Origin of the sequence: Alcaligenes nematophilus (assembly GCF_026344155.1) — a bacterium.
Lineage (GTDB): Bacteria > Pseudomonadota > Gammaproteobacteria > Burkholderiales > Burkholderiaceae_B > Alcaligenes > Alcaligenes phenolicus.
Genome location: NZ_JAPKMZ010000002.1, coordinates 354,157 through 378,168, shown reverse-complemented (window position 1 = coordinate 378,168; position 24,012 = coordinate 354,157). Strand labels below are relative to the sequence as shown.

Sequence of the window (24,012 nt, the reverse complement as noted above, 5' to 3'; positions counted from 1 at the left end):
TAGAAGGGTCCCTTATGCTTTTGCGCCATCTTAATTATTTTCTGGCGGTTGCCCAGTATCAAAGCTTTACCCGCGCCGCACGCGCCTTGCACGTGTCTCAACCGGCCTTGTCTCAGCAGGTACGCCAGCTGGAAGAACATCTGGGCGCACAACTGTTTGATCGCACCGGACGTCTTGTGCGTTTGACGGATGCGGGCGAGGTCTACTTGCGCTATGCCCGGCAAGCCTTGCAGGATCTGGAAGAAGGGCGGCGGGCCTTGCATGACGTCAGCGATTTGAGTCGAGGCTCCTTGCGAGTGGCGGTGGCGCCTACCTTTACGTCTTACTTGATTGGCCCTCTGGTAGAGGCCTTTTACCGCCGTTATCCCAATGTGCGCCTGGTGGTGCAGGAAATGCTGCAGGAGCGTGTGGAAACGCAATTGGTCGAAGACGAGCTGGATATTGGTATCGCTTTTGAAAAGCCGACTTCGGCTGCCGTGGAGTTTCAGCCTTTACTGGTGGAGACGCTGGCGTTGGTGATGAGCCGCACGCACCCCTTGGCCGAGCGCCGCAGCATCGATAGGGACACGCTGATGCGTGAGTCTTTGGTTTTGCTGACGCCCGAGTTTGCCACGCGTGGGCAGATCGAACGCCATTGTCGTCAGCATGATCTGGATTTGAACGTATCAATGGAGTCGAATTCGCTCAATGCCGTGATCGAGGTGGTTCGGCGCACGGGTCTGGCGACTTTGTTGCCTGCCGCGATTGCCGGCAATAGCGAGTATTTGGTGGCTGTGAGTCTGGACCCGGCCCCGCCGCAACGACGGGCCATTTTGATGCAGCGCAAGGGCGCCTATCAATCTGCTGCAATGCGCGCCTTTATTGAGCTGGCGCTGAAATACGGCGCGGCATCAACGTTTTGATGCGAGTGTCGGGCAGAGCGATGGTCCCCCTCTGCTGCGGGCACCTTATAGCGTCACCACCACACTTTGTTCCAGAGGGCGCAGCTCGCTTTCCGTGGCGGGTTTGCCCTCGTTCAAATGGGCGACCAGATCTACCGTGGTAGAGATGCGCGTCAACATCAAACAGGCGACTTCACCTCCGGCTACACGGCTGCTGTGCCAGCAACCGGGGCGCATGCAGACGCCTTGCCCTTGAGGAATGCGAAAGGCTTTCAGGGTCGACAAATCCGGACCCCCTTCGGGCTTGCTGTCAGCCACGATATGGATCACTGCGCCAGTCAGCGGTATCAAGGCCTGTTGCGTCAGCAGGTGGTTTTCCAGGGTCGTGATGTTGGGGTCTTGAATGCGGTAATTCACCCATAGCACTTCGGTCTGACCGCTTGGACCTGTGTCAAACGCATGTTCGTGCCAGAAGTCAGTGGCGGCATTGCTGAAGGCGGCCGTCGCCGGCGCCGTGGCCAGACCTTTACCCAACATCCAGCCATAAGGAGCAAAAGCCTCGGGGCTGAGGGGCTGGGGAGTCAGGGTGATTGGGGTGCTCATGGTTTATTGCTCAAAGAAAGTACTAAGGCAGCATCTTATCAAGAATGCAGCCTTGAACCCGGATTGGCCTAGATCAATAAGCTTGAGTTTCTCGTGGGTATTGTGGAACTAAGTAAAACATCCCCTGTCTTGAAGAGGGCTCGTCTTTACTTAGCGAGCTAAGCAAGCCGCCTTTTTTCAGGGGCGGCTTCGCTCTGTTTGCTTTCTTGACAAGGGGTTGCTGTGCTTCAAGCTGTTTCGCTGACCTGTAGACGGGGCCAGCGTCGTGTGTTCTCCGAGCTGAGCCTAAGGCTTGAAGCTGGCCAATGCTGTTTGGTCAGTGGGCCCAATGGCAGCGGCAAAACCAGCTTGTTGCGTATCCTGGCCAATATCGCCCAGGCCGACGAAGGCCAACTGATCTGGCACGACCGTCCCGTGCAAAGCAACGATAGCGATTACCGACGGCAGCTGGTGTATGGCGGACATGCGCCTGGACTCAATAGCAGTTTGTCGGTGCAAGAAAATCTGGACAGCCTGCTCATGCAGGATCGCGTTCCCCTAGAGCGGGACGCTTGCGACCAAGCGTTGTTGGCTGGCGGTTTGCTGGCTTACCGTCGCGTGCCTGTACGGCAACTGTCAGCCGGACAACGTCGCCGCGTGTTTCTGGTGCGCCTGTCCCTGAGCAATCGCCCCTTGTGGATTCTGGACGAGCAGCTGACTGCGCTGGACAGCGCCGGTCAGAAGTTTCTGGGCGAGTTGATTGCGCAGCATCTGCATAAGCAGGGCGCTGTCATTCTAACTAGCCACCAGACCTTGCCCTGGGATTTGAAGGTGCAGCACCTGGATTTGGGGCAGGCATGTTGAGTCTCTTTTTAGCCTTGATGAAGCGTGAGTGGCGCGTGGCGATGCGTCGCCCCGGCGATGTCCTGATTCCACTGGTTTTCTTTTTGGTGGTGTGCAGCCTGTTTCCCTTGGGTGTGGGGGCGGATGCGGCCTTGCTGTCCAAGATGGCGCCTGGCGTGCTGTGGGTGTCGGCCTTGCTGGCCACCATGCTGTCGCTAAGCCGCCTGTTTGAACAGGACGAGCAGGATGGTGCACTGGAGCAGGTTCTGTTTTCTCACCTGCCGCTTAGCCTTTGGGTTTTGGGCAAGGTGCTGGCACATACCTTTTTGACAGGCCTGCCCTTGCTTTTGCTGGCTCCGATTCTGGGGCTGCAATTCAGTCTGCCTACGTCCAGCCTGGGCGTGCTGATGCTGTCCCTGGCGCTGGGCCTGCCCGTTCTGACCTTGTTGGGGGCGATTGGCGCGGCTCTGGTGTTGGGCCTGCGCTCGGCAGGGGTTTTGCTGGCTTTATTGATTTTGCCCTTTTACGTGCCTGTGCTGGTTTTCGGGGCGGGGGCGGTGCAAGCGGTTCAGGCCGGATTGGGTGCGCAAGCGCATCTGTCCGTTCTGGCCGCTTTTTTACTGTTGGCTTTGTTCTTTGCGCCACCTGCTACGGCAGCGGCGTTGCGCCTTGCTCTTGAGTAAATTCCATGAACTTTCTGTATCGCTACGCCGCTCCTCAAAACTTCTATGTTCTGGCCGGACGCATTATCCCGTGGGCTGCCATCCTGGCCTTTCTGCTGTTTCTGGTCGGCGCTTATGTAGGCTTCTTTTTGGCCCCTACCGACTTCCAGCAAGGCGAAGGCTATCGCATCATTTTCCTGCATGTGCCCGTGTCCTGGATGTCCATGCTGATCTATCTGGCCATGGGCTTCTGGTCCTTGATCTGCCTGGTTTTCAATAGTCGTACCGCCGCCATGATGGCAGCCGCGCTGGCCCCGACCGGGGCGATCTGTACGGTCTTGTCCCTGGTAACCGGAGCCCTGTGGGGCAAGCCTATGTGGGGCGCCTGGTGGGTCTGGGATGCCCGTCTGACTTCCGAATTGCTGCTGCTGTTTTTGTACATGGGTTTCATGGGCTTGCGTGGTGCCATTGACGACCCACGTCGCGCTGACAAAGCCGCTTCCATCCTGGCCCTGGTCGGGGTGGTGAATGTGCCCGTTATCTATTTCTCGGTGCAGTGGTGGAACACCTTGCATCAGGGGGCTTCGGTATCGCTGACCAGCTCGCCATCCATGGCCACCGTCATGCTGACGGGCATGTTGCTGATGAGTCTGGCCATGTGGTGCTACAGCATTGCCATCGCACTGTACCGGGTGCGCAATTTGATTCTTGAACGTGAGGCGCATACCGCCTGGGTTCGCAACTTGACGGAGGGCTGATGATGCATTGGTCGAGTGTGGGCGATTTTTTCGCTATGGGCGGCTATGCCGTGTATGTGTGGGGCTCGGTGCTGGCCTGTACCGTGTTGATGCTGGGTGAAGTGCTCAGCGTCCGGGCAGGGCGGGCACGGGCCTGGCAGCGGGTACGTGACGAGCGCGCCCTGGGGGACCAGCGCCATGACTAAGCGACAAAATCGTCTGGTCCTGATTCTGGGCGCATTGATCGTGCTGGGGGCGGCAACCGCCCTGATCCTCAATGCCTTCCAAAGCAGCCTGGTGTTCTTTTTTACCCCTACTGAAGTCAGCCAGGGGCAAAGCCCTGAAAACCGGACCTTCCGGGTGGGCGGCATTGTGCAGATGGACAGCATTCGCCGTGGTGGCGCCCAAGGCATGGCCGTGAACTTTGTGGTGACAGACGGCGCGGCCCAGGTGCCTGTCAGCTATACGGGAATTTTGCCGGACCTGTTTCAAGAGGGGAAAGGCGTGGTGGCTCAAGGTCGCTTGAACGAGCAGGGCCATTTTGTGGCGGAAGAAGTGCTGGCCAAGCACGATGAAAACTACATGCCGCCCGAGGCCATGCATGCCATGGAGCAGGCCGAGCGCGCGAAACAAGGAGCCCAGCCATGATCCCGGAGCTTGGACACTTTGCCCTGATTCTGACTTTTGTACTGGCGCTGGCCCAAGGCATTGTGTCCTTGTATGGTGCCTGGCGTGGCAATTTGGCCTGGATGGCTTTTGCACGTCCCGCAGCCCGCTGGCAATTCGGTTTGGTGGCCTTCAGCTTGCTGTGTCTGGCCTGGTCCTTTGTGAGCTTTGATTTCTCTGTTGCCTATGTGGCGCAGAACTCCAGCACCAAACTGCCTTTGTTCTACCGGATTGCTGCTGTGTGGGGCGGGCATGAGGGCTCGCTGCTGCTCTGGATGTTCATGCAAACGGGTTGGGCCTTTGCTGTCAGCATTTATTCGCGTTCCTTGCCGGAAGCCATGCTGGCCCGTGTGCTGGGTGTATTGGGTCTGATTACCGCCGGTTTTCTGCTGTTTGTGTTGGTTAGCTCCAACCCCTTTGAGCGCATGTTCCCGGTTCCGGCTGAAGGCCTGGATCTGAATACGCTCTTGCAGGATATTGGCCTGATTGTTCACCCTCCCTTGCTGTATATGGGCTATGTGGGCTTTTCGGTGGCCTTTGCTTTTGCGATTGCCGCTTTGCTGGCAGGCCGTCTGGACGCCAGTTGGGCACGTTGGTCGCGTCCCTGGACAACCTCGGCCTGGCTTTTTCTGACCTTGGGTATTGCCGTAGGTAGCTGGTGGGCCTATTACGAGCTGGGTTGGGGCGGCTGGTGGTTCTGGGACCCGGTAGAGAACTCCTCGTTTGTGCCGTGGTTGGCGGGTACCGCCCTGATTCACTCGTTGGCGGTCACGGAGAAACGTGGCAGCTTCAAGAACTGGACCGTGTTGCTGGCAATCAGCACCTTCTCGCTGTCCATTTTGGGCGCTTTCCTGGTGCGCTCCGGCGTGCTGACCTCAGTACACGCGTTTGCTACAGATCCGGCCCGAGGTGTGTTCATTCTGAGTCTGTTCGCCGTCATTGTGGGCAGCTCCCTGATCCTGTTTGCCTGGCGCGCACCGCGTGTCGGAGCAGGTGGGCAGTTTGCCGTGGTGTCGCGTGAGTCCTTGCTGCTGGTCAACAACGTTTTGCTGGTAGTGGTGACGGGCACGGTGCTGTTGGGGACCTTGTATCCCCTGATTATGGATACGCTGGGCCTGGGCAAAATCTCCGTGGGGCCACCTTATTTCAACAAGGTGTTTGTGCCTTTGATGATTCCGGCTCTGGTTCTGATCGTGTTTGGCGTCATGGCGAATTGGAAGCGTGCCAGCATGATGGATATGGTGCGCCAACTGGCCCTGGTGATCGTGTTCAGTATCGTGCTGGGTGCAGCCATTCCTTTGCTGTACGGCCAGTGGCAGGGCACCGCCGCCTTGGGCGCGGGTCTGGCCATGTGGATTGTTTTGGGCAGCTTGTTTGATGTGGTCAAGCGTGTGCGCGCCACGCGGTCCGGCGTGTTCTCGCAACCACGCAGTTGGCTGGGTCAGCACCTGGCCCACATCGGGGTCGCAGTCTTTGTCCTGGGGGTGACCATGGTCAGCCACTACGAGACAGAAACCGATGTCTTGTTGCAGCCCGGTCAGACGGCGCAGGTGGGCGCGTATGACGCGCGCTTCCAGGGCGTGCGTATTGTGCCCGGCCCGAACTATTCGGCCGAACGCGGCACGGTAGAACTGCTGCAGGATGGCAAGGTGGTGTCCACCTTGTATCCGGAAAAGCGTACCTATTTGTCCTCGGCCTTGCCCATGACGGAATCGGCCATCAACGCCAATGGTTTGCGTCATATTTACGTGGCGCTGGGCGACAACTTTGATCAGGGCGGTTGGAGTGTTCGTCTGTACTACAAGCCTCTGGTGGACTTTATCTGGCTGGGTTGTTTGCTGATGGCCTTGGGCGGTGCGCTGGCAATCAGTGATCGACGTTATCGCGCCAAGCAAACCCGTGCCGCTGTGCAAAACAAAGCCATGAATACGCAGGTGCAGGCATGAACCGTTTTACTGTTCCCTTGATCGGTTTTGTACTGTTGCTGGTATTTCTGGGCATAGGTTTGACCTTGAAGCCCAGCGAAGTGCCTTCGCCCTTGGTCGATAAACCGGCTCCGGCGTTCAGCCTGCCTCAATTGCACAATCCCGAAGCCAGTTTTTCGGGGGAGCAAATGAAGGGACGCGTCTGGTTGCTGAACGTGTGGGCCTCGTGGTGTTACCCGTGCCTGACCGAACATGCTTTCATCAAAGAGCTGTCCACCAAGCACAAGGTGCCGATTGTGGGCTTGAACTACAAGGACGTACCTGAAGAAAGCCGCGAGTGGCTGCTACGCAATGGCAATTCTTATGAAGTCTCTGTCATGGACAGGGACGGTCGTGTGGGCATTGATTTCGGCGTATACGGTGTGCCGGAAACCTTTGTGATCGACAAGCAGGGCATTGTGCGCTTCAAGCACATAGGCCCCGTGTCGCGTGAATCCATGGAGGAAACCTTGTTGCCTTTGATCCGTCGTTTGGAGCAGCAGCCATGATGATGCGTCAATGGATGGCGGCCTTGATGGCCAGTGTGTGGTTTCTGGTGCCGGCGGCGCAGGCCCAGTCGGGGGAGCAGGGTGCCCAGGAATCGGTGATGCTGGAAATTGCGGCCGAGCTGCGTTGTCTGGTGTGCCAGAACGAATCCATTGCGGCATCGCGTGCCGAGCTGGCGGTGGACTTGCGTCAGCAGATCATGGAGCAGTTGGGGCAGGGGCGTAGCCCCGATCAGATCCGCACGTATATGGTGGATCGCTATGGCGACTTCATTTTGTATCGCCCGCCCTTTAAATCCACCACCTTGCTGCTCTGGTTCGGGCCAGCTCTGTTATTGCTGACTGGCTTTCTGGTTTATGCCTTTACCCTGCGCCGTCGACGCCGCGCGGGTGATGACACGGCCTTGACCGAGGAACAACGTCGTCAAGCCGATGCTCTCTTGCAGGGCTCTTCTCGGGATGAACAATCGTGACTATTGTTTTTTATATTGTGGCCGCGCTACTGGTGCTGCTGTGCGCGGTGTATTTGATGTTGAGCGTCAAGCGCAAGCCCGCCGTGCAGCGTGTGGTTGAACACAAGCAGGCCAATCTGGCGATTCTGCGTGAGCAGCTCAAGGAAATCGAACGGGACAAGCAGGCCGGTGTCTTGTCTGCCCAGGACTTTGAACAGGCGCAGATGGATTTGCGCCAGCGTGTGCTGGAAGAAAACGAAGGGCTGAAAACGGAATCTGTGCAGCAAGCAGGCGCACCGAAGCTGGCCTGGACCTTGATGGTCAGCATTCCGGTCGCGGCTATCGCCTTGTACTTTTATCTGGGCAATCCGGCCATGCTGGATCCTGCCGCCGTGCAGCAGCAGGCCAACGCACAGCCCGTGGATATTGAGGCCATGGTGGCCCGTCTGGAGCAGCGTCTGAAAGAAAACCCGGACGATCCGGGCGCCTGGTTGATGATGGCCCGTTCGCATCGCTATTACGGCCGCCATCAGGAGGCGACACAGGCGTATGCCAAGGCCATGGCCGTGGTGGATGGAGACCCGACGGCATTGGCTGAGTATGCGGAATCCATGCTGCTGGCCGGTGTCGATACCTTGGACGGTTTGCCGGGTCGTTTGGTCAAGCGATCACTGGAGCTGTATCCCGAAGAGCCATTGGGCTTGATGCTGGCCGGCGCTGCCGCTTTGCATAAAGAGGAATATCCGGCGGCGATCGACTACTGGCAGCGTTTGCTGGCGCAGTTTCCACCTGATTCGGAAACTGCCAAGGTCGTGAACCAGGGCTTGCAACTGGCGCGCGAACGTATGCGTATGCCGGCCGCCCCTGCAGCGGAACCTGCCACGGCCCCTTGATATGGAAATAGTGTCTTTGGATTTGGGCCTGATCGCCCTGATAACGGCATTTCTGGCGGGGATGGCTTCGTTTCTGTCCCCCTGCGTCTTGCCCTTGGTTCCCGGTTATTTGTCTTATCTGGCCGGGGACGGGCAGGTGTATACGCAGGTCAAGCGCAGCCAGCTACTGGGTCGCAGCGTTTGCTTTGTGGCTGGCTTTTCACTGGTTTTTATCGCCTTGGGAGCCAGTCTCTCTTACCTTGGCCAGCTGTTGATGGCCTATCGCTACGAGTTGAATGTGGCGGCAGGTGTCATGGTGGCTTTAGCGGGTTTGAGTGTGATGGGGGTGCTGCGCATGCCCATGAGTCTGCAACGTTACTATCGCTTTGAATCCGGCAAAGCGGCAGGCCCTGGCGGGGCAACGGTAATGGGGCTGGCGTTCGGCTTTGGCTGGACTCCCTGCATCGGCCCGATTCTGGCGGGCATTTTGATGATGGGAGCCAGCACGGCCAGTGCGGGCAAGGCCAGTATCCTGTTGTCCGTCTACGCTTTGGGTCTGGGTGTGCCTTTCATCCTGGCCGCCTGCTTCCTGACCCCCTTCTTGCAGCGCATGACCCAGATCAGGAAGATCGGGCGCTATGTGCGCTGGGGGGCGGGTCTGGTGCTGATTGTGATGGGCTGGGCCATGGCAACCGGCGAGCTGGCGCGGTTTGCTATCTGGGTGCTCAAGACCTTCCCGGTGTTAGGGCAACTGGGCTAACAAGCCTCAGTATTTGCCTGTTATCAGTGTGGTGCTTCATCAGCTATCAGGAAGCACCGCATTGTCACTTCACGGCCGCATTGCCTCCATCCGCGAACAAGGCGGAGCCGGTCACAAAACTGGACATGGGGCTGGCCAGAAAGAGTGCTGCGGACGCAATTTCTTCAGGTTGGGCGATTCGCTTCATGGCGTGCAGCCCCGCCGCCCAATCCTTGGCGCTCTGATCTCCGGCAATGTCTGTGTCAGTTCCGCCAGGCAATAGAGCGTTGGCACGTATTCCTTGCGCCGCATAGTCCGCCGTGATGCCTTTGACCAGCCCCATGAGCGCCGCTTTGGCGGCACCATAAGCGCTCATCCCGGGCAGGCCGACACTGGTGCCCACAAAGCTCGAGGTGAACACAATCGAGCCGCCACCGCGATGGAGCATGGCTGGAATCTGGCTACGGGCACCCAGAAAGGCTGCCTCAAGATTGGTATCCAGTGTTGTTTGCCATTCTTCTAGTGACATCTCGGCCAGCGGCTTGAGGGCACCGACAATACCGGCGTTATTGATCGCAATATCCAGCCCACCGAATCTGCTGTTCGCGGCTTCGATCACTTGCTCATGGGTTTCAGCCTGCGTAATGTCCCCCGCCACAAACTCGGCACGGCCGCCAGACTGCCGGATCTCCTTGGCGACGGCCTCAAGCAATGCGCCACGCCTTGCCGTAAGAACAAGTGCCGCTCCCTGCTCAGCAAACATCAATGCGATGGCGCGTCCAATACCAGAGGATGCGCCGGTAACAAGGGCAACCTTTCCATCAAGCAAAGCCATGAGTGAAATCTCCTGTATTTCTATTGGGAGCTCACATCGTATGTGTCCTGGCCTGACGGGGAACTCCGTTTCTTGCCTTCAAAACTCGTTCTTGATGATTGGGCAGGCAGCCGACTATCAGTCTTGTACTTCGCGGCGTAGCAGTTCACGTTTTCGGTCTATCCCCCAGCGGTAACCGGCCAGATCGCCATCGCGTCGTACGACGCGGTGGCATGGGATGGCCACGGCAATGTGGTTGTTGGCGCAAGCCTGGGCCACGGCACGCACAGCTTTGGGCGAGCCTATGCGTTCGGCAATGTCGGTGTAGCTGACGGTGACGCCTGGCGGGATCTCACAGAGCGCGCGCCAGACTCGTTCCTGGAAGGCCGTTCCTTGTACATCCAGTGGCAGGTGCAAGCCAATAGAGGGCGTTTCGATGAAGCCCACGACTTGAGCGATCAGTTGCTCGAAGTCGCCGTCGCAGCCGATGATTTCGGCTTTGGGAAACTGATCCTGCAGGTCACGAACCAGTTGATCGGGATCGTCGCCCAGCAAGATGGCGCAGATGCCGCGTTGGCTTTGGGCTACCAGAATCGCTCCTAGAGAGCACTGACCCACAGCGAAACGGATGACAGCACCGGCCCCTCCAGCCCGGTAGTCCCGTGCACGCATGCCTAACAACTGTTCAGAGGCTTCGTAGAATCGGCTGTTGGAGTTGAATCCGCTGTCGTAGATCGCATTGGTGATGGACGTGTCCGGACTACTCAGTTCCTCGCGCAGTCTGCGAGCACGATAGGCCGAGCTGTATGCCTTGGGCGTCAGACCTGTTTCGGCTTTGAACAGACGATGAAAATGGAAGGGGCTTTTGCCCACCGCGGCTGCCAGCGTGTCCAGCGATGGCGGCGTCTCCGAAGTTTCGATCAGGCGGCAGGCACGAGCCACGATGGCGGCCCGTTCTGCTGCGGCGCTGGTTTGAGAGCCATGGGCCCTACGGCTATAACGATAGCCTGCCGCTTCAGCGCTCTGGGGCGAATCGAAAAATTCGACATTCTCGCGCTTGGGCAACCGTGTTGTTGAGCTGGGTTGGCAGTACACGCCTGTGGTACGCACCGCATAGACGAACTGGCCATCGGCAGCGGGGTCTCGTGCCTGCACAGCCGCCCAGCGCTGATCGTCGGTTTTGTAAGCAGGGTTCGTAGTCATAGGGCAGGGATCCTGACATCATCAATTACGAAGCCAGAATACGCGGGTCTTTCATCGCAAGCACTCCGATTCTTGCGGTCAATATTGACAGACCCGGCTGACACCAAACAAGAGCCTGTCAGTTGCTGACGGTATGTGCGTGCTAAACGAAGCAGTATGAAAAAAGGCCGGTATCAACCGGCCTTCTTATTGGCTCTGAAGCGCTGGCACCGTGAAAGGCGCGTCGTGCTTACAGGGCGCTGGGGGTGTAACCCGCTTCTTCAATCACTTTCAGGGCTTGTGCGCCATCCAGACCTTGAACGGTAACTTGGTGTTTTTCCAGATCCGTGCTGACGGTGGCTTGAGGGGCGACAGCCTGAATGGCTTCAGTGATGCTGCGTACACAGTGGCCGCAGGTCATGTCGGGTACGGAGAAGGTGGACATAGCTGACTCCTTTGATAAAAACAATGGAGTCAGCTTAAGGCTTGCCACGGGGGCAAGGTCAAGTGCTGTTTTTTTAAAACAGGGCCGGTGACATCAGGCGGATCTGATCAAACTCGGGATTGCCCAGCCATTGAATCTGGCTGCTGGCCAAACCTGGGCCTGATTCCTTGTTTTCCACAAAAGCACCGTAGGAGATGGTCTGCTTTTGGGTGTCCAGTAGCACTACGTAGCTGGAGCTGGTGCAGTCATGGGGTTTGCAGCCCTGGAAAACCTGGTAGTCGCGGCCATCCAGAGACACGGTTTCGCCCGGCGAAGCCGTACCGAAATCTTTAACCCAGCTGGCGTTTTTGGCGACGTCCTGCATCAGGCTCTGATACTGCTGGGCCACTTGCTTGTTGGACTTGGCCAGGTCAGCCAGATAAACGGATTCCGAGGACTGTGCATTGCTCAGGAAAGGGGCGAGCAGGGCGCTGCCAAGGACAAGGCGGCACAGAGAATGGGAAATACGCATGGGATCTCCAATAATGAGGCGAGCCCTCAGTTTAGCAGCGCGCTTAGTGCGGGATTGTTAACAAAATCAAGGAAAACCTGCATAAACGGCTATCCCTACAGTCGTTATAGTGCTTATCCGTCCATGGGATTGGCACGGGGCTTTGTTTCCTGTCGAATTACCAGGGCATTTGAGGGGTGTAGGTAAAAACCACAGCTTGCCAGCAAAATTGTTTCATAACTAAACTATTTATAAATGAATGGTTGGCATAGTTGAATTTGTAGTTCGATCTGCTGTGCATCTTATTTAAAGACAGCCTATAAGCGCGGTGGCGCAAGGAGATAACATGAAACGTATTGCATTGACCGTAGCTCTGGCGGCGGCTTTTGGCGGTTCTTTGGCTCATGCCGATACCATCAAAGTGGGGATGGCAATGGACACATCCGGTCCGTTCGCTGCCGTTGGTGGTGAAGTTCGTGATGGCTTTAATCTGGCCATCAAACAACTGGACGGCAAGCTGGGCGGTTTCCCGGCCGAGTTCATTCAACAGGATATGGCCGGTAACCCCGACCAGGCCCGCCAATTGGTCAATCGCTTCGTGCAGCGCGACAAGATCGACTTCTTTACTGGCCCCGTGGGCTCCAACGTAGCCCTGGCAGTGGCTCCCGCCCTGTTCTCGGCCAAAGTGCCCTACCTGACCAGCAATCCGGGTCCTAGCCAATTGGCCGGTGCCGGTTGTAATCCGTACTTCTTTGGCGTGTCCTACCAGAACGATGCCTTTGACGAGGCCGCCGGTAAAGTGGCTGCGGATCGCAACTACGAAAAAATGTTCATCATTGCCCCTGATTATCCAGCCGGCAAGGATCACCTGAACGGCTTCAAGCGTGGTTACGGCAAACCCGTCAACGACGAGCTCTACACCAAGCTGGGCCAGATTGACTACTCGGCTGAACTGGCACAGATCCGTGCGGCCAAGCCCCAGGCCGTGTTCTTCTTCCTGCCCGGCGCCATGGGCATCAACTTCATCAAACAGTTTGTGGCCGCTGGCCTGAATAAAGATGTGGTGTTGCTGGGCCCAGCCTTCTCGGGTGACGAGGACATCATCCCCGCCGTGGGCGAGCCTATCCTGGGCATGTTGAACACGGCTCAGTGGTCGCCTGACCTGGATGTTCCTGCCAACAAGACCTTTGTGGAAGAGTTCCGCAAAGCCTACGACGGCCGCTATCCATCGGTTTACGCTGCTCAGGCCTATGACGTGATTCTGGCTATTGACGCCGCCGTCAAACAGGTTGATGGCAAGGTGTCCGACCGCGAAGCGGTGCTCAAGGCACTGAAAGCCGCCGACTACAACTCGGTTCGCGGCCCATTTACCTACGGCAACAACAACTTCCCCGTGCAGGCTTATTACTTGCGTGAAGTGGTCAAGGATCAGGACGGACGTCTTGTGAACCGTATGGTCAGCAAGGTGTTTGACTCCTACCAGGACGTCTACGCCAAAGAATGCAAACTTAATTAAGATTCACAGGTGGTAAAAGCATGTCGCTCATTCTGATTAGCGAGCAATTGCTGAATGGTTTGCAGTTTGGTTTGATGTTGTTTCTGATTGCCGCGGGCCTGACTTTGGTCTTCGGCATTATGGATATCATGAACCTGGCCCACGGCTCCCTCTATATGGCGGGAGCCTATGTGGCCGCGGAAACCATGCAGCGTACAGGGTCTTTTACCGCCGCCATTGTGGTGGCGGTGGCGGTGACAGCCCTGGTCGGTATTGCCTTGGAAATTCTCATTCTGCGCAAGCTGGTCACTCGTGATCACCTGGCTCAGGTACTGGGAACCTATGCCGTTATTTTGATCGCCAATGATGTGGTCAAAATGATTTGGGGCCCAACCCCCGTTATGTTGAATATGCCTGCCTTGTTGTCCGGGCCGGTAGAACTCTTGCCTGACTTTCTCTATCCCGCCTTCCGTCTGATGATTATTGCGGTCGGTCTGGTGATGGCGCTGGCCCTGTATGCCTTCGTGACCAAAACACGAGCTGGGGTGCTGGTGCGTGCCGGTGCTTCCAACCGACAAATGGCCACCCTGATGGGGGTGCGTGTGCCTATTCTGTTCCTGGGTGTGTTCACTCTGGGAGCCGCTTTGGCAGCGCTGGCCGGTGCCTTGTTGGGTCCGATTACCGCGGTTCAGATCGGTATGGGCGAGGACATTCTGATCCTGGTTCTGGTCTGCATCGTGATTGGCGGGATTGGCTCGATTCGTGGCGCGTTTGTAGGGGCCTTGCTGGTGGGTATGGTTGATACCGCTGGCCGTGCATTCCTGCCCATGTTGCTGCGTAACGTTTTCCCGGCAGATGTGGCTTCCAGCGTCGGTCCTACGATTGCCGCCATTTCGATCTATGTCCTGATGGCTGTTGTTCTTGTTTTCCGTCCTTCGGGCCTGTTCCCGGCGCGAGGTTAATGTATGTCTACTTCGCGTATTTTGTCCGCCCTGGTGCTGGTGGCCTTATTGGCTTTCCCCTTGATTGCACCGATGTACGGACTTGAGTTCTACATTTCATTTGTACGCCGTATCTTCATCTATGCCCTGGCTGCCAGTGCCTTGAATCTGGTGCTGGGTTATGGCGGGATGGTGGCCCTGGGCCATGCCGCGTTTTTCGGGGCAGGGGCCTACACCGTAGGTATCCTGGCTACCGAAGGCGTGCAAAGCGGCCTGATTGCCTGGCCTGCTGCCATGGTGATCTCCGGCTTGCTGGCTTTCCTGACCGGTGCCGTGTCGCTGCGTACTCGTGGTGTGTACTTCATCATGATCACGCTGGCGTTTGCCCAGATGATCTTTTATCTGTTCATTTCCTTGCGCCAGTACGGTGGCGAGGACGGCCTGAACATGTACAGCCATTCATCCTTGCCCGGGATTGATCTGAGCAATGAGCTGAGCTTTTACTACCTGGTTCTGGCTATTCTGGTGGGGGTGCTGTTCCTGTTCAATCGTCTGGTTAAAGCCCGTTTCGGGCAGGCCTTGATGGGCACGCGTGAAAACGAAAGCCGCATGACAACCTTGGGTTACCCCGTCTACCGCATTCGCCTGACGGCTTACACCTTGAGCGGAGCCATCATGGGTCTGGCCGGAGCCTTGCTGGCCAACCACAACCTGTTTGTCTCGCCTAGCCTGATGAACTGGACCCAGTCGGCTGACCTGATCATCATGGTGCTGGTTGGGGGTATTGGCTTGCTGTATGGCGGTGCTCTGGGCGCGTTCGTGATGTTGGTGCTGGAAGAGTTGCTGCGCAACTGGACCGAGTACTGGCACATGCCTTTGGGTATCTTGTTGCTGCTGGTGGTGTTTTTTGCACCCAAGGGGCTGGCCGGGCTGGTGCGTGTCCGCTCGGCCGCTGATCCCGCTACTACCGCCAAGGAGCAAGCATGACGAACACGATAGCAACCGCCTCCAAGGCGGGCAGCGGCTCGGCCGCTTTGCAAGCCCGTGGTCTGATGAAGCGCTTTGGTGCTTTGCAGGCTACCAACGATGTGTCCCTGGACCTGGTGCCTGGTGAAATTCATGGTTTGATCGGCCCGAACGGCGCAGGTAAATCGACCCTGATTCATTTGCTGTCGGGCACCTTGACCCCGGATTCGGGCCAGCTCTTGCTGGGTGGCCGGGATGTGACTTCCTTGTCGGGTCACCAGCGTGTGGCTGCCGGTCTGGCACGTTCGTTCCAGATCACCAACATCTTCAAGAACTACACGGTGCTGGATAACCTGGTGCTGGCTTTGCAGGCATGCAGTGGCAGCAGCTTCCGCTTCTGGCGTGCTCGTCAGGCGGAAACCGAGCTGTACGAGCAAGCCCGTGCTTTGGCCGCCGAATGTGCCATTGATGCGTCCTTGCTGCATACCCAGGCCGGTGTGTTGCCGCATGGCGAGCAGCGCAAGGTGGAGTTCGCCCTGGCTTTGGCCAGCCGTCCGCAAGTTCTGTTGCTGGACGAGCCTATGGCCGGGATGGGGCCGGACGAAACGCTGCGCCTGACTGAATTGATCGAAACCATGCGTGGCAAAGCCACCATGTTGCTTGTCGAGCATGATATGGAAGCCGTTTTCCGTCTGGCTGACCGGATTTCTGTGCTGGTGGCGGGGCACATTATTGCTACCGGCACGGCTGCCGAAATCCGCGATAACGAGGCTGTGCGTCAAGCTTATCTGGGCGACGACGACACGCCAGTTCCAACCAAGGTGGAAAGCCATGCTTGAAACGACTCAATTACAAAGCGGCTATGGCGCCAGCCAGGTGCTGTTCGGGGTGGATCTGTCCATTCGTAGCGGGCAGGTTGTGACTGTGCTGGGCCGTAATGGCATGGGCAAGACCACCTTGCTGAAAACCATTCTGGGCCAGTTGCCGGTGCGCGGCGGCGATGTGAAGTTCGACGGCCAGTCCATTGCGGGCTGGAATCCGGACCGTATTGCCCGTGCCGGGATTGCCATTGTGCCCGAAGGGCGTCAGTGCTTTCCCAACCTGACCGTGGCCGAGCACTTGACGGCCTTTGCCTGCAATCGCAACCCCAAAGCCAACAAGACCTGGACGCCCGAGCGTGTCTATGACTTTTTTCCACGCTTGCGTGAGCGTGCGTCCAATATGGGCAACCAGCTCTCGGGCGGTGAGCAGCAAATGCTGGCCATTGGCCGTGCGCTGGTCACCAACCCCAAGCTGCTGATTCTGGATGAAGCCTCCGAGGGACTGGCGCCCAAGGTGCGTGAAGAAATCTGGAACTGTCTGGCCGTCTTGCGTGAGGAAGGGCAAACCATCTTGCTGATCGACAAATATGTCGAGCGGCTGATGGCCTTGTCGGATCACCACATCATTCTGGAACGTGGCAAATTGGTCTGGCAGGGGAACTCCGAAGCATTGGGGGCTGATCGCACCTTGTGGACGCGCTATTTGGGCGTATAAAAAAACACAAACTGCAACAATCCCAAGATGCCGCCTGCTGGACTGCAGGCGGCATTTTTTATGCGTTTCGTCAAGGCACTATAGGGGATTGTGGCGGAGGAGTTGCACTTTCTTCTGAAAGTTCCCTAAGCATCTCTGGAAAGATTATTTCCTTGCGATGTATCAATGTGTAATGAAATGGCATTCCTTACGATGTCCATAAGGCCAGCAGGGTTATGGGTCCTAACCGGACCACTCACTGGCAGGAAGCTCTGTCATCCCATAAGGAAGTTGTTATGAAATTACGCCTGTTCACTCTCTCTGCTCTGGCCGCCGGTCTACTGCTCGGCAGTGCCGCGCAAGCTCAGGAAAATGAGCCTGTACAGCCGATTCCCGCCGCAGTTGTCACTGATCCGGCACGCGTTGAACTGGGCAAGAAGCTGTGGTTTGAACCTCGCCTGTCCCGTTCTGGTTTCATCTCCTGTAACTCCTGTCATAACCTGAGCATGGGTGGCACGGACAATATCCGTACCTCCATCGGGGATCGCTGGCAGGAAGGCCCCATCAACTCGCCTACCGTCCTGAACTCCAGCCTGAACGTGGCCCAGTTCTGGGACGGCCGTGCCAGCGACCTGAAAGAGCAGGCCGGTGGCCCGATTGCCAACCCCAAGGAAATGGCGTTCACACACGAGCTGGCCATGGAGTTCCTGAGCTCCATCCCCGAGTACAAGGCCGAGTTCAAGCAAGTCTTTGGCAAGGCCGACTTCGGTATTGATGAAGTCACCTCCGCAATTGCTGCCTTTGAAGAAACCTTGGTGACGCCCGATTCCCGCTTTGACCTGTGGTTGAAGGGTGACAAGAAAGCCATTACCGATCAGGAGCTGGCTGGCTATCAACTGTTCAAGAATAGTGGTTGCGTGGCCTGCCACAACGGTCCCAATCTGGGCGGTACCTCCTTCCAGAAAATGGGTCTGATCGAACCCTACCAAACGACCAATCCGGCCGAAGGCCGTGCGGCTGTGACAGGGAAAGATGCCGACCGTTTCAACTTCAAGGTTCCTACCTTGCGTAACGTCGAGCTGACCTACCCTTACTTCCACGATGGTGCTGTCAATACCTTGACCGAAGCCGTGGATACAATGGGTCGTCTGCAGTTGGGTCGCAGTTTCTCTGCAGAGGAAAATGCCCAGATCGTCGCGTTCCTGAAAACGCTGACGGGCAAACAGCCTGAAATCGTGCTGCCAATCCTGCCACCTTCGCGTGACAACACACCACGTCCGGTGCCATTTGGTTCTTGATAGCAGGCTATTCAGGCGGCTTTTCATGAGCTAGGCCGCCTTGAAGTGACCCAGGTCCTGGATTTTTTATTTTCCTGGCCTGGGTTTTTGTATTTGGCTGTGGATTCATGGCTTTGCTTGGTGTTCAAGACAAGAATCCCCTGCTGTTATTGTTGATGCTCGATCAGGCGGGCTAAAAAAATAGTACCATTTAGATACTATTTCAATGACTGGAACCATCATGAGTCGCATTGTCCTGTTTGAGAACATTCATCCTAGCGCCCGTGAAGTTTTTGAGGCTGCGGGTTTGACCGATATTCAGACCTACAAGGGAGCCTTGTCGGGTCAGGAGCTGCTGGACGCTGTCAAAGGCGCCGAAGTTGTCGGAATTCGTTCCCGTACCCAGTTTGACAGCCGGGTGCTGGAGCACGCAGACCAGCTCAAAGTGCTGGGATGCTTTTGTATTGGTACCAACCAGGTGGATCTGGATCAAGCCCAGAACCATGGTGTACCGGTCTTTAATGCGCCGTTCTCCAATACCCGCTCCGTTGCCGAGCTGGTGCTGGGTGAGGCCATCTTGTTGCTACGTCGTATCCCCGAGAAGAACCTGCGCGTACACCAGGGTTTCTGGGACAAAAGTGCCGATGGCGCTTTCGAGATCCGTGGCAAGACTTTGGGCGTGATTGGTTACGGCAATATTGGTTCCCAAGTCGGTACTCTGGCCGAAGCGCTGGGTATGCGCGTGCTCTACCACGATGTGGAGTCCAAACTGCCGCTGAGCAATGCCCGTGTCTATGGCAGCTTGAAGCAGATGCTGGCCGAGTCCGATGTGGTCACCTTGCACGTACCAGGCGGGCAGGGCACGCACAACATCATGAATGCCGAGACGATTGCGGCCATGAAACCCGGTTCCATCCTGATCAATGCTTCGCGCGGGACGGTGGTGGATATTGATGCCTTGCACCAAGCCTTGGTCAGCGGTCATCTGGCGGGTGCTGCGCTGGACGTGTTCCCAACCGAACCGAAAAGCGTGGACGAACCTTTGAAGAGCCCCTTGATCGGTATGCCTAATGTGATCCTGACGCCGCATATTGGCGGTAGTACTCAGGAATCCCAGGAAAACATCGGCCGTGAAGTGGCCGAGAAACTGGTTAGCTATTTGCGTAGCGGCGCTACCAAGGGCGCGGTGAACTTCCCCGAAGTGTCTTACTACGACATCCAGGGTGCTGTGCGCCTGCTGCATGTTCATCGCAACGTTCCCGGCGCGATGGGTGGCTTGAACAATATTCTGGCTCAGCACGGTATCAACATCACCCGCCAGCAGCTGCAAACGCAAGGCGAGTTGGGTTATGCCATGACGGACCTGGATCGTGTGCCCGAGCAGGGTTTGCTGGAAGCTGTGCGTGCCCATCCTGGTACTGTACGGAGCGATCTGATTTTCCCGGCTTGAAGCGGTAGTCGGACCCTAAACAAACGGCCCCGGATTCTTTTGAATCCGGGGCCGTTTGCTATCCGTCCGTCTGCTATCCGTCCGTCTGCTATCCGTCCGTCTGCTATCCGTCCGTCTGCTATCCGTCCGTCTGCTATCCGTCCGTCTGCTATCCGTCCGTCTGCGATCAGGCCGAGTGCATGGACTTGGTGGGCCAGGCAATCGTCTGTTCCGGGCTGCTGCCGGGAACAATAATGTCGCGCAAGGTGTAGTTATCCAGATAACTCAGGAACTGGACCAGCGCCTGTTTAAGGATATTGCTCAGGTTGCAGCGACCGCTCAGGATGCAGTGGGTGCCGCTGCCCAGGCACTCCACCACCGCCAGATCGGTTTCGGTATAGCGTACCAGCTCGCCCAGGTTGATGTCTTCCGGCGCACGGGCCAGCCGCATTCCGCCGTTTTTCCCGCGCTGTGTCTGAATCCACCCGCCCTTGGCAAGCAGGTGGGTGACTTTCATCAGATGGGCTTGGGAAATCTGGTGGTACTGGGCAATTTCCGCGATGGTACAGAGCCTGTCTTCGTTCTGACCCAGATACATCAATTGACGCAGGGCGTAGTCGGTAAGGTTGGTCAGACGCATGATCAGGGCAGTTGCAGCTCGCTGGCCACTTGAGTGGGGTTGTGCTGGAACTGGTAGCCAAACCAGAAGCTGCGGGCGATGCGCTGGGCATATTCCAATGCCAGCGCGGCCATGGCCTGGTTTTCACGCTCCTGGCAGGTTTCCTTGAACAGGCGTAGCCATTGTTCAAAGTGGCTGGCCTGAATATGCTTGAGCGACAAATGCTTGGCCATGGGATTGCCATTGAAGCCATCGGTCTTGAGCAATAGAGATGACCAGAACTCTTCCATTACGCCCAGATGCGTATCCCAATCCTTGATGCGCTCGGAGAAAATGGGGCCAAGGACGTCGTCCATGCGGATGCGATCGTAAAAGTCCCAGACCAGGTCATGAATTTCCTGGCGGGTACACAAAGGGTTGAGAGCCATAATATTTTGAATTTAAAGATATATATTTTATCTATCTTATTGGTAGGACTCATCGGGGTCAAGCCGGAAAGAAAACGCTTGGGAACGGGACATTTTCACGCCGGATTTCACGCTGATTCAACGCTTGCTTTCCTACACTGCTTGCACGTTTCAGCGTATGGATGTTGCGTTTGCGGTGTTTGGCCAGTCTGGCCGGCTTGCAAGGGCTGTACAAGTCTTGAACGGTGCTCTTTAAGAAAGACAAGTATCACCGAAGGTAAATTGCACTAGGCGGTCTGGCGGGCTACGATTACTTTTTGTTGGCTAGACCTTGGTTTTGTTACAGCACGGTGCTCAAGGAATAATGATTACAAAACGACAGGCCCAAACGCTTTCTTGCGTTATCCCTGGTTTGAATGAAGCAGAAAACCTGCCCGCATTGCTGCCGGTTTTGGTGGCAAAGTTGCGCGAACTGGTTCCGGACTTTGAAATCATTTTCGTTGACGATGGCAGTACCGACGCAACGCCTTTGGTTATTGAGCAATTGCGTCAAACCTACCCTCAATTGGTCTATTTGCAGTTATCGCGCAACTTTGGCAAAGAGGCGGCGTTGACGGCAGGGCTGGAGGCCAGCCGCGGGCAGGTAGTCGTGTGCATGGATGCGGATTTGCAGCATCCCCCTGCCTTGATCGAAGCCATGCTGGAGCGCTGGTCTACAGGCCTGGAAATGGTCTATGCCGTGCGGGAAACCCGTGACGACGAGACCTGGATGAAGCGGGCGGGCACCAGTTTGTTTTACAAGCTGATGCGCACGTCTAACGGTTTGCGTGTGCCGCGTGATGCAGGCGATTTTCGCCTGATGGATCGCTGTGTCGTTGATGCCTTGATGGCCTTGCCCGAGCGCAGCCGCTTCATGAAAGGCTTGTTTGCCTGGGTGGGTTTTCCGTCCGAGCCCATTTACTACTCGCCTGCCGAACGCTTGCATGGTGTCAGCCGATTCCGCCCCACTAAACTATTGCGCTTTGCGGTGGATGGTTTGACGGCATTCACCACCTGGCCACTGCGGTTGTTGAGCCTGTTAGGGGCAGTGTTGGCCATGCTGTCTTTCAGCTACGGCTTGTTCATTATCTTCAAGCACTTGTTGTATGGGGATGCCGTTCGGGGCTGGGCAACCTTGATTACGGTGGTACTGTTTTTCGCGGGGGTGAATATGCTCTCGCTGGGTGTGGTGGGCGAGTATGTCGCCAGCATCTTTGCCGAGGTCAAGCATCGGCCCTTGTATCTGGTGCATCGTCGCCGGGGGCAGGGACTGGCTCAGGCCTCTGAACCGGCACCTGACCAGAAGCAGTTAGCGACCCCCGATCAGGACCCGCAGCAAGGCTGAAGGCAAGCCTGGTTTTGAAGGCAGGCCGGATCGTTTAATTGGCGAACTGCTCTCATTTGTAATTGAACGCTACATCGATATTCTGAATCGCTTCGACAGCTACACAAGTAGCTGCCTACCCCTATTGGTTTGGCTTTGAGCGATGAGTATCGATAATTCCTTTTCCTCTTCCGGTGCAACGCTACCGCTTGGACAAGCGCGTGGACCGGCCTATTGGTTACGTTGCGGCGTCCAGCGCCTGGGTACGCTCTCTAGTGTGTCCGTGGGGCTGCTGGCACTGCTGTGGTTTGCGCTGACCCTGGGGGCGTACCCCTTGTTGATTCCGGATGAGGGGCGTTATGTCGGCGTGGCCCTGTCCATGCTGGAATCCGGTGATTATCTGGTGCCGCGTCTGGACGGCCTGCCGTTTTTCCATAAACCTCCCTTGCATTATTGGCTGACTGCCCTGAGCCTGAAAGTGTTGGGTGTGAATTTTGTGGCTGCTCGTCTGGTACCTGCCTTGATGGCGGCCTTGTTGATTGCCGGTATGCACGCGTTCTTGAAGCGTCATGCCAGCCAGCAACATGCGGGCTGGACGGCTTTGATTCTGGTCAGCAGCCCCTTGCTTTTCGGTGCTTCCCATTACGCCAATCTGGACATGACGGTTGCTGCCTTGATCAGTAGCTGTGTGCTCTTGGGAGGTCATGCTGCCTTGCAGATGGAGCAAGGGCGCTCCTATCGTTGGGCCTTGATGGGGCTGTATGCCACCGCAGGCCTGGCTTTTCTGGCAAAAGGCTTGATCGGTATTTTGATCCCCGGCGGTATCTTGGTGTTCTGGCTGCTGGGTCGAGGCCAGTGGCGTACGTTGTTGCGCCTGTTTTCTGTGACAGGCCTGGGGGTTTTGCTGCTGGTTGCCACGCCCTGGATGTGGGCCATGCAGGCGCGCTACCCCGGATTTTTTGACTATTACATCGTCTATCAGCACTTCCAGCGCTTTCTGGAAACCGGCTTTAACAACCCTCAGCCTTTCTGGTTCTACTTTGCCCTGATGCCTGTTGCCACCTTGGGTTGGACGCCATTCTTGTTCAAGCGCTTTCGTGGTTCTGCTAATGCTTCCGACGGTTTGGGCGCGGTACGGGGCCTGATGCTGTCGGCATTGCTGACTGTGCTGGTTTTCTTTTCCATTCCTACGTCCAAGCTGGTGGGCTATGTCCTGCCTGCGATTGGCCCTTGGGCTTTTTTTCTGGCGGATGTGGTGATTCGCCGTAGTCAGCGGGATGGGGAAGCAAAGGTAGAGCGCTTTGCGGTCTGGAGCCTGGGTGTTTGTGTTGCGATTTGTGCGTTTGCCGTGGTGACGATGATGTTGCGCCCACAGGTTAACAGTCAGGCCTTGGGCCGTGTACTGGCCAGTGAATACCAAAAGGGTGACCGTGTCGTCTTTCTGAATAATTACCGTTATGACCTGGGCTTCTATGTTCCGGGCCTGCAGAACATCAGCGTGATGGGACGCTGGGATGATCCGGAAATCATGCGCACCGATAGTTGGCGCAAGGAGCTGCTGGAGGCAGCTCGCTTTGAGCCGCAACGTGGGGCGCTGACCTTGATAGATCGGGCAACCCTTCGTCAGCAGTTATGTCGGGACAGCAAGGCGGTAGTCTGGTTGATCGGCTCGCCAGATGCCGTGCGCCAAAGCCAGGTGCTTAACCATGCTCAGCGCCTGTATGAAGACCAGCGTATTGCTCTGTGGCGCTTCGATCACGACGAGTACGAGCTTATGTGCGGCGGAACGCCCAAAGCCGCCCAGCCAGAAACGTCAGCACAGCCAAGCCGATAAGAATCAGGCCCAGCAGCAAGTCGTAGCGCAGACCAGAATGATTCAGTAAAAACGCATAGCTGGCTTCGTTGACGGCGAAGCCAGCGGCAGACACCAGAAAAAAACGTGTCAGAGCCGGCAGAAAGCGGGCATTCTGGGAGCGGAATGTCAGCCAGTAGTGGCCACCAAAGGACACCAGGAACGCAATCAGCCAGCCAAAAAGATTGGCCAGCAGCGGAGACAGGCTCAGCGTTTGCACCAGGGCGATTACAATGCCCCAGTGCGTGAAGGCGGCCAAAGTGCCGACCAGTATGAACAGAATGATTTGACGAGACATAAAGCGGAGCGAGCA

Annotated in this window: 28 protein-coding genes; 20 read left to right on the top strand and 8 right to left on the bottom strand. The window is 56.8% G+C overall.

All coding sequences use genetic code 11. From position 1 onward, the window contains the following. Positions 1–14: 14 nt before the first annotated feature. Positions 15–902 carry a transcriptional regulator CynR gene (gene cynR / locus OSH04_RS06865; RefSeq protein ID WP_035271228.1) on the top strand — a complete coding sequence of 296 codons (888 nt, stop codon included), beginning with the start codon at positions 15–17 and terminating at the stop codon, positions 900–902. Between the two features lie 45 nt (positions 903–947). Here cynR and OSH04_RS06860 read toward each other — a convergent pair whose 3' ends face one another. Continuing rightward, a complete protein-coding gene (locus OSH04_RS06860) occupies positions 948–1,484 on the bottom strand; it encodes an ureidoglycolate lyase (protein WP_115634256.1) in 537 nt (178 codons plus the stop codon). Positions 1,485–1,706: 222 nt separating this feature from the next. On the opposite strand from OSH04_RS06860, the gene ccmA reads away from it, so the two are divergent. From ccmA to OSH04_RS06810, 10 genes are read left to right on the top strand one after another with little or no spacing between them, the layout of a single operon-like run. After that, on the top strand, positions 1,707–2,327 hold the full coding sequence (ccmA, locus tag OSH04_RS06855) for a cytochrome c biogenesis heme-transporting ATPase CcmA (RefSeq protein WP_035271226.1): 621 nt from the start codon (positions 1,707–1,709) through the stop codon (positions 2,325–2,327). Next, positions 2,321–2,989: a heme exporter protein CcmB gene (gene ccmB / locus OSH04_RS06850; RefSeq protein ID WP_083054158.1), complete on the top strand. Its 669-nt coding sequence runs from the start codon at positions 2,321–2,323 to the stop codon at positions 2,987–2,989. Before ccmA ends, ccmB begins: the two co-directional genes overlap by 7 nt. 5 nt (positions 2,990–2,994) lie before the next feature. After that, positions 2,995–3,726, top strand: a complete 732-nt coding sequence (ccmC, locus tag OSH04_RS06845) for a heme ABC transporter permease CcmC (protein WP_009462363.1) — start codon at positions 2,995–2,997, stop codon at positions 3,724–3,726. Beyond that, the gene (ccmD, locus tag OSH04_RS06840; RefSeq protein WP_080655600.1) at positions 3,726–3,911 is read left to right on the top strand and encodes a heme exporter protein CcmD; all 186 of its coding nucleotides are present in this window, start codon (positions 3,726–3,728) and stop codon (positions 3,909–3,911) included. Before ccmC ends, ccmD begins: the two co-directional genes overlap by 1 nt. Then, entirely contained in the window at positions 3,904–4,353 is a 450-nt protein-coding gene (ccmE, locus tag OSH04_RS06835) for a cytochrome c maturation protein CcmE (RefSeq protein WP_022983242.1), read from the top strand. Before ccmD ends, ccmE begins: the two co-directional genes overlap by 8 nt. Continuing rightward, on the top strand, positions 4,350–6,317 hold the full coding sequence (locus OSH04_RS06830) for a heme lyase CcmF/NrfE family subunit (RefSeq protein WP_137430707.1): 1,968 nt from the start codon (positions 4,350–4,352) through the stop codon (positions 6,315–6,317). The genes ccmE and OSH04_RS06830 overlap by 4 nt, the downstream gene beginning before the upstream one ends. Continuing rightward, positions 6,314–6,844: a DsbE family thiol:disulfide interchange protein gene (locus OSH04_RS06825; protein WP_009462261.1), complete on the top strand. Its 531-nt coding sequence runs from the start codon at positions 6,314–6,316 to the stop codon at positions 6,842–6,844. Before OSH04_RS06830 ends, OSH04_RS06825 begins: the two co-directional genes overlap by 4 nt. Beyond that, a complete protein-coding gene (locus OSH04_RS06820; protein ID WP_035271223.1) occupies positions 6,841–7,314 on the top strand; it encodes a cytochrome c-type biogenesis protein in 474 nt (157 codons plus the stop codon). The genes OSH04_RS06825 and OSH04_RS06820 overlap by 4 nt, the downstream gene beginning before the upstream one ends. Continuing rightward, the gene (gene ccmI, locus OSH04_RS19690; RefSeq protein ID WP_022983240.1) at positions 7,311–8,186 is read left to right on the top strand and encodes a c-type cytochrome biogenesis protein CcmI; all 876 of its coding nucleotides are present in this window, start codon (positions 7,311–7,313) and stop codon (positions 8,184–8,186) included. Before OSH04_RS06820 ends, ccmI begins: the two co-directional genes overlap by 4 nt. 1 nt (position 8,187) lies before the next feature. Then, entirely contained in the window at positions 8,188–8,925 is a 738-nt protein-coding gene (locus OSH04_RS06810; RefSeq protein ID WP_022983239.1) for a cytochrome c biogenesis CcdA family protein, read from the top strand. Between the two features lie 64 nt (positions 8,926–8,989). On the opposite strand, the gene OSH04_RS06805 is transcribed toward OSH04_RS06810, so the two are convergent. The 4 genes from OSH04_RS06805 to OSH04_RS06790 form a co-directional block, all read right to left on the bottom strand. Next, positions 8,990–9,739: an SDR family oxidoreductase gene (locus tag OSH04_RS06805; RefSeq protein ID WP_266108149.1), complete on the bottom strand. Its 750-nt coding sequence runs from the start codon at positions 9,737–9,739 to the stop codon at positions 8,990–8,992. A gap of 117 nt (positions 9,740–9,856) precedes the next feature. After that, positions 9,857–10,921: a bifunctional DNA-binding transcriptional regulator/O6-methylguanine-DNA methyltransferase Ada gene (ada, locus tag OSH04_RS06800; RefSeq protein ID WP_266108148.1), complete on the bottom strand. Its 1,065-nt coding sequence runs from the start codon at positions 10,919–10,921 to the stop codon at positions 9,857–9,859. A gap of 229 nt (positions 10,922–11,150) precedes the next feature. Next, positions 11,151–11,345 carry a heavy-metal-associated domain-containing protein gene (locus OSH04_RS06795; protein ID WP_022983238.1) on the bottom strand — a complete coding sequence of 65 codons (195 nt, stop codon included), beginning with the start codon at positions 11,343–11,345 and terminating at the stop codon, positions 11,151–11,153. A 73-nt stretch (positions 11,346–11,418) separates the two neighbouring features. Then, a complete protein-coding gene (locus tag OSH04_RS06790; RefSeq protein WP_009462247.1) occupies positions 11,419–11,856 on the bottom strand; it encodes an Ivy family c-type lysozyme inhibitor in 438 nt (145 codons plus the stop codon). A gap of 325 nt (positions 11,857–12,181) precedes the next feature. Here OSH04_RS06790 and OSH04_RS06785 point away from each other — a divergent pair, with 325 nt between their 5' ends. The 7 genes from OSH04_RS06785 to serA all read left to right on the top strand — a co-directional run bounded on the left by OSH04_RS06785 (position 12,182) and on the right by serA (position 19,479). Beyond that, the gene (locus OSH04_RS06785) at positions 12,182–13,351 is read left to right on the top strand and encodes an ABC transporter substrate-binding protein (protein WP_009462245.1); all 1,170 of its coding nucleotides are present in this window, start codon (positions 12,182–12,184) and stop codon (positions 13,349–13,351) included. A 20-nt stretch (positions 13,352–13,371) separates the two neighbouring features. Then, positions 13,372–14,292, top strand: a complete 921-nt coding sequence (locus OSH04_RS06780; protein ID WP_022983237.1) for a branched-chain amino acid ABC transporter permease — start codon at positions 13,372–13,374, stop codon at positions 14,290–14,292. Between the two features lie 3 nt (positions 14,293–14,295). Beyond that, a complete protein-coding gene (locus OSH04_RS06775) occupies positions 14,296–15,258 on the top strand; it encodes a branched-chain amino acid ABC transporter permease (protein WP_035271219.1) in 963 nt (320 codons plus the stop codon). Further along, the gene (locus OSH04_RS06770) at positions 15,255–16,076 is read left to right on the top strand and encodes an ABC transporter ATP-binding protein (protein ID WP_009462241.1); all 822 of its coding nucleotides are present in this window, start codon (positions 15,255–15,257) and stop codon (positions 16,074–16,076) included. Before OSH04_RS06775 ends, OSH04_RS06770 begins: the two co-directional genes overlap by 4 nt. Further along, entirely contained in the window at positions 16,069–16,773 is a 705-nt protein-coding gene (locus OSH04_RS06765; RefSeq protein ID WP_009462239.1) for an ABC transporter ATP-binding protein, read from the top strand. Before OSH04_RS06770 ends, OSH04_RS06765 begins: the two co-directional genes overlap by 8 nt. Before the next feature lie 275 nt (positions 16,774–17,048). Then, positions 17,049–18,050 (top strand): cytochrome-c peroxidase, encoded by a 1,002-nt coding sequence (locus tag OSH04_RS06760; RefSeq protein WP_009462237.1) that lies wholly within the window; start codon positions 17,049–17,051, stop codon positions 18,048–18,050. 220 nt (positions 18,051–18,270) lie between these two features. Continuing rightward, positions 18,271–19,479, top strand: coding sequence for a phosphoglycerate dehydrogenase (gene serA / locus OSH04_RS06755; RefSeq protein WP_045930875.1), 1,209 nt, complete (start codon positions 18,271–18,273; stop codon positions 19,477–19,479). Positions 19,480–19,645: 166 nt separating this feature from the next. Here serA and OSH04_RS06750 read toward each other — a convergent pair whose 3' ends face one another. Next, entirely contained in the window at positions 19,646–20,098 is a 453-nt protein-coding gene (locus tag OSH04_RS06750; RefSeq protein WP_009463896.1) for an RrF2 family transcriptional regulator, read from the bottom strand. Positions 20,099–20,100: 2 nt separating this feature from the next. Next, on the bottom strand, positions 20,101–20,505 hold the full coding sequence (locus OSH04_RS06745; RefSeq protein ID WP_009463895.1) for a group III truncated hemoglobin: 405 nt from the start codon (positions 20,503–20,505) through the stop codon (positions 20,101–20,103). Between the two features lie 343 nt (positions 20,506–20,848). Between OSH04_RS06745 and OSH04_RS06740 the strand changes: the two genes are divergently transcribed. Beyond that, entirely contained in the window at positions 20,849–21,868 is a 1,020-nt protein-coding gene (locus OSH04_RS06740) for a glycosyltransferase family 2 protein (protein WP_060186300.1), read from the top strand. A gap of 142 nt (positions 21,869–22,010) precedes the next feature. Continuing rightward, a complete protein-coding gene (locus OSH04_RS06735) occupies positions 22,011–23,681 on the top strand; it encodes an ArnT family glycosyltransferase (protein WP_266108147.1) in 1,671 nt (556 codons plus the stop codon). Here the strand turns inward: OSH04_RS06735 and OSH04_RS06730 are convergent. Further along, positions 23,620–23,997 carry a GtrA family protein gene (locus OSH04_RS06730; RefSeq protein WP_022983235.1) on the bottom strand — a complete coding sequence of 126 codons (378 nt, stop codon included), beginning with the start codon at positions 23,995–23,997 and terminating at the stop codon, positions 23,620–23,622. The genes OSH04_RS06735 and OSH04_RS06730 overlap by 62 nt on opposite strands. Positions 23,998–24,012: the final 15 nt, after the last annotated feature.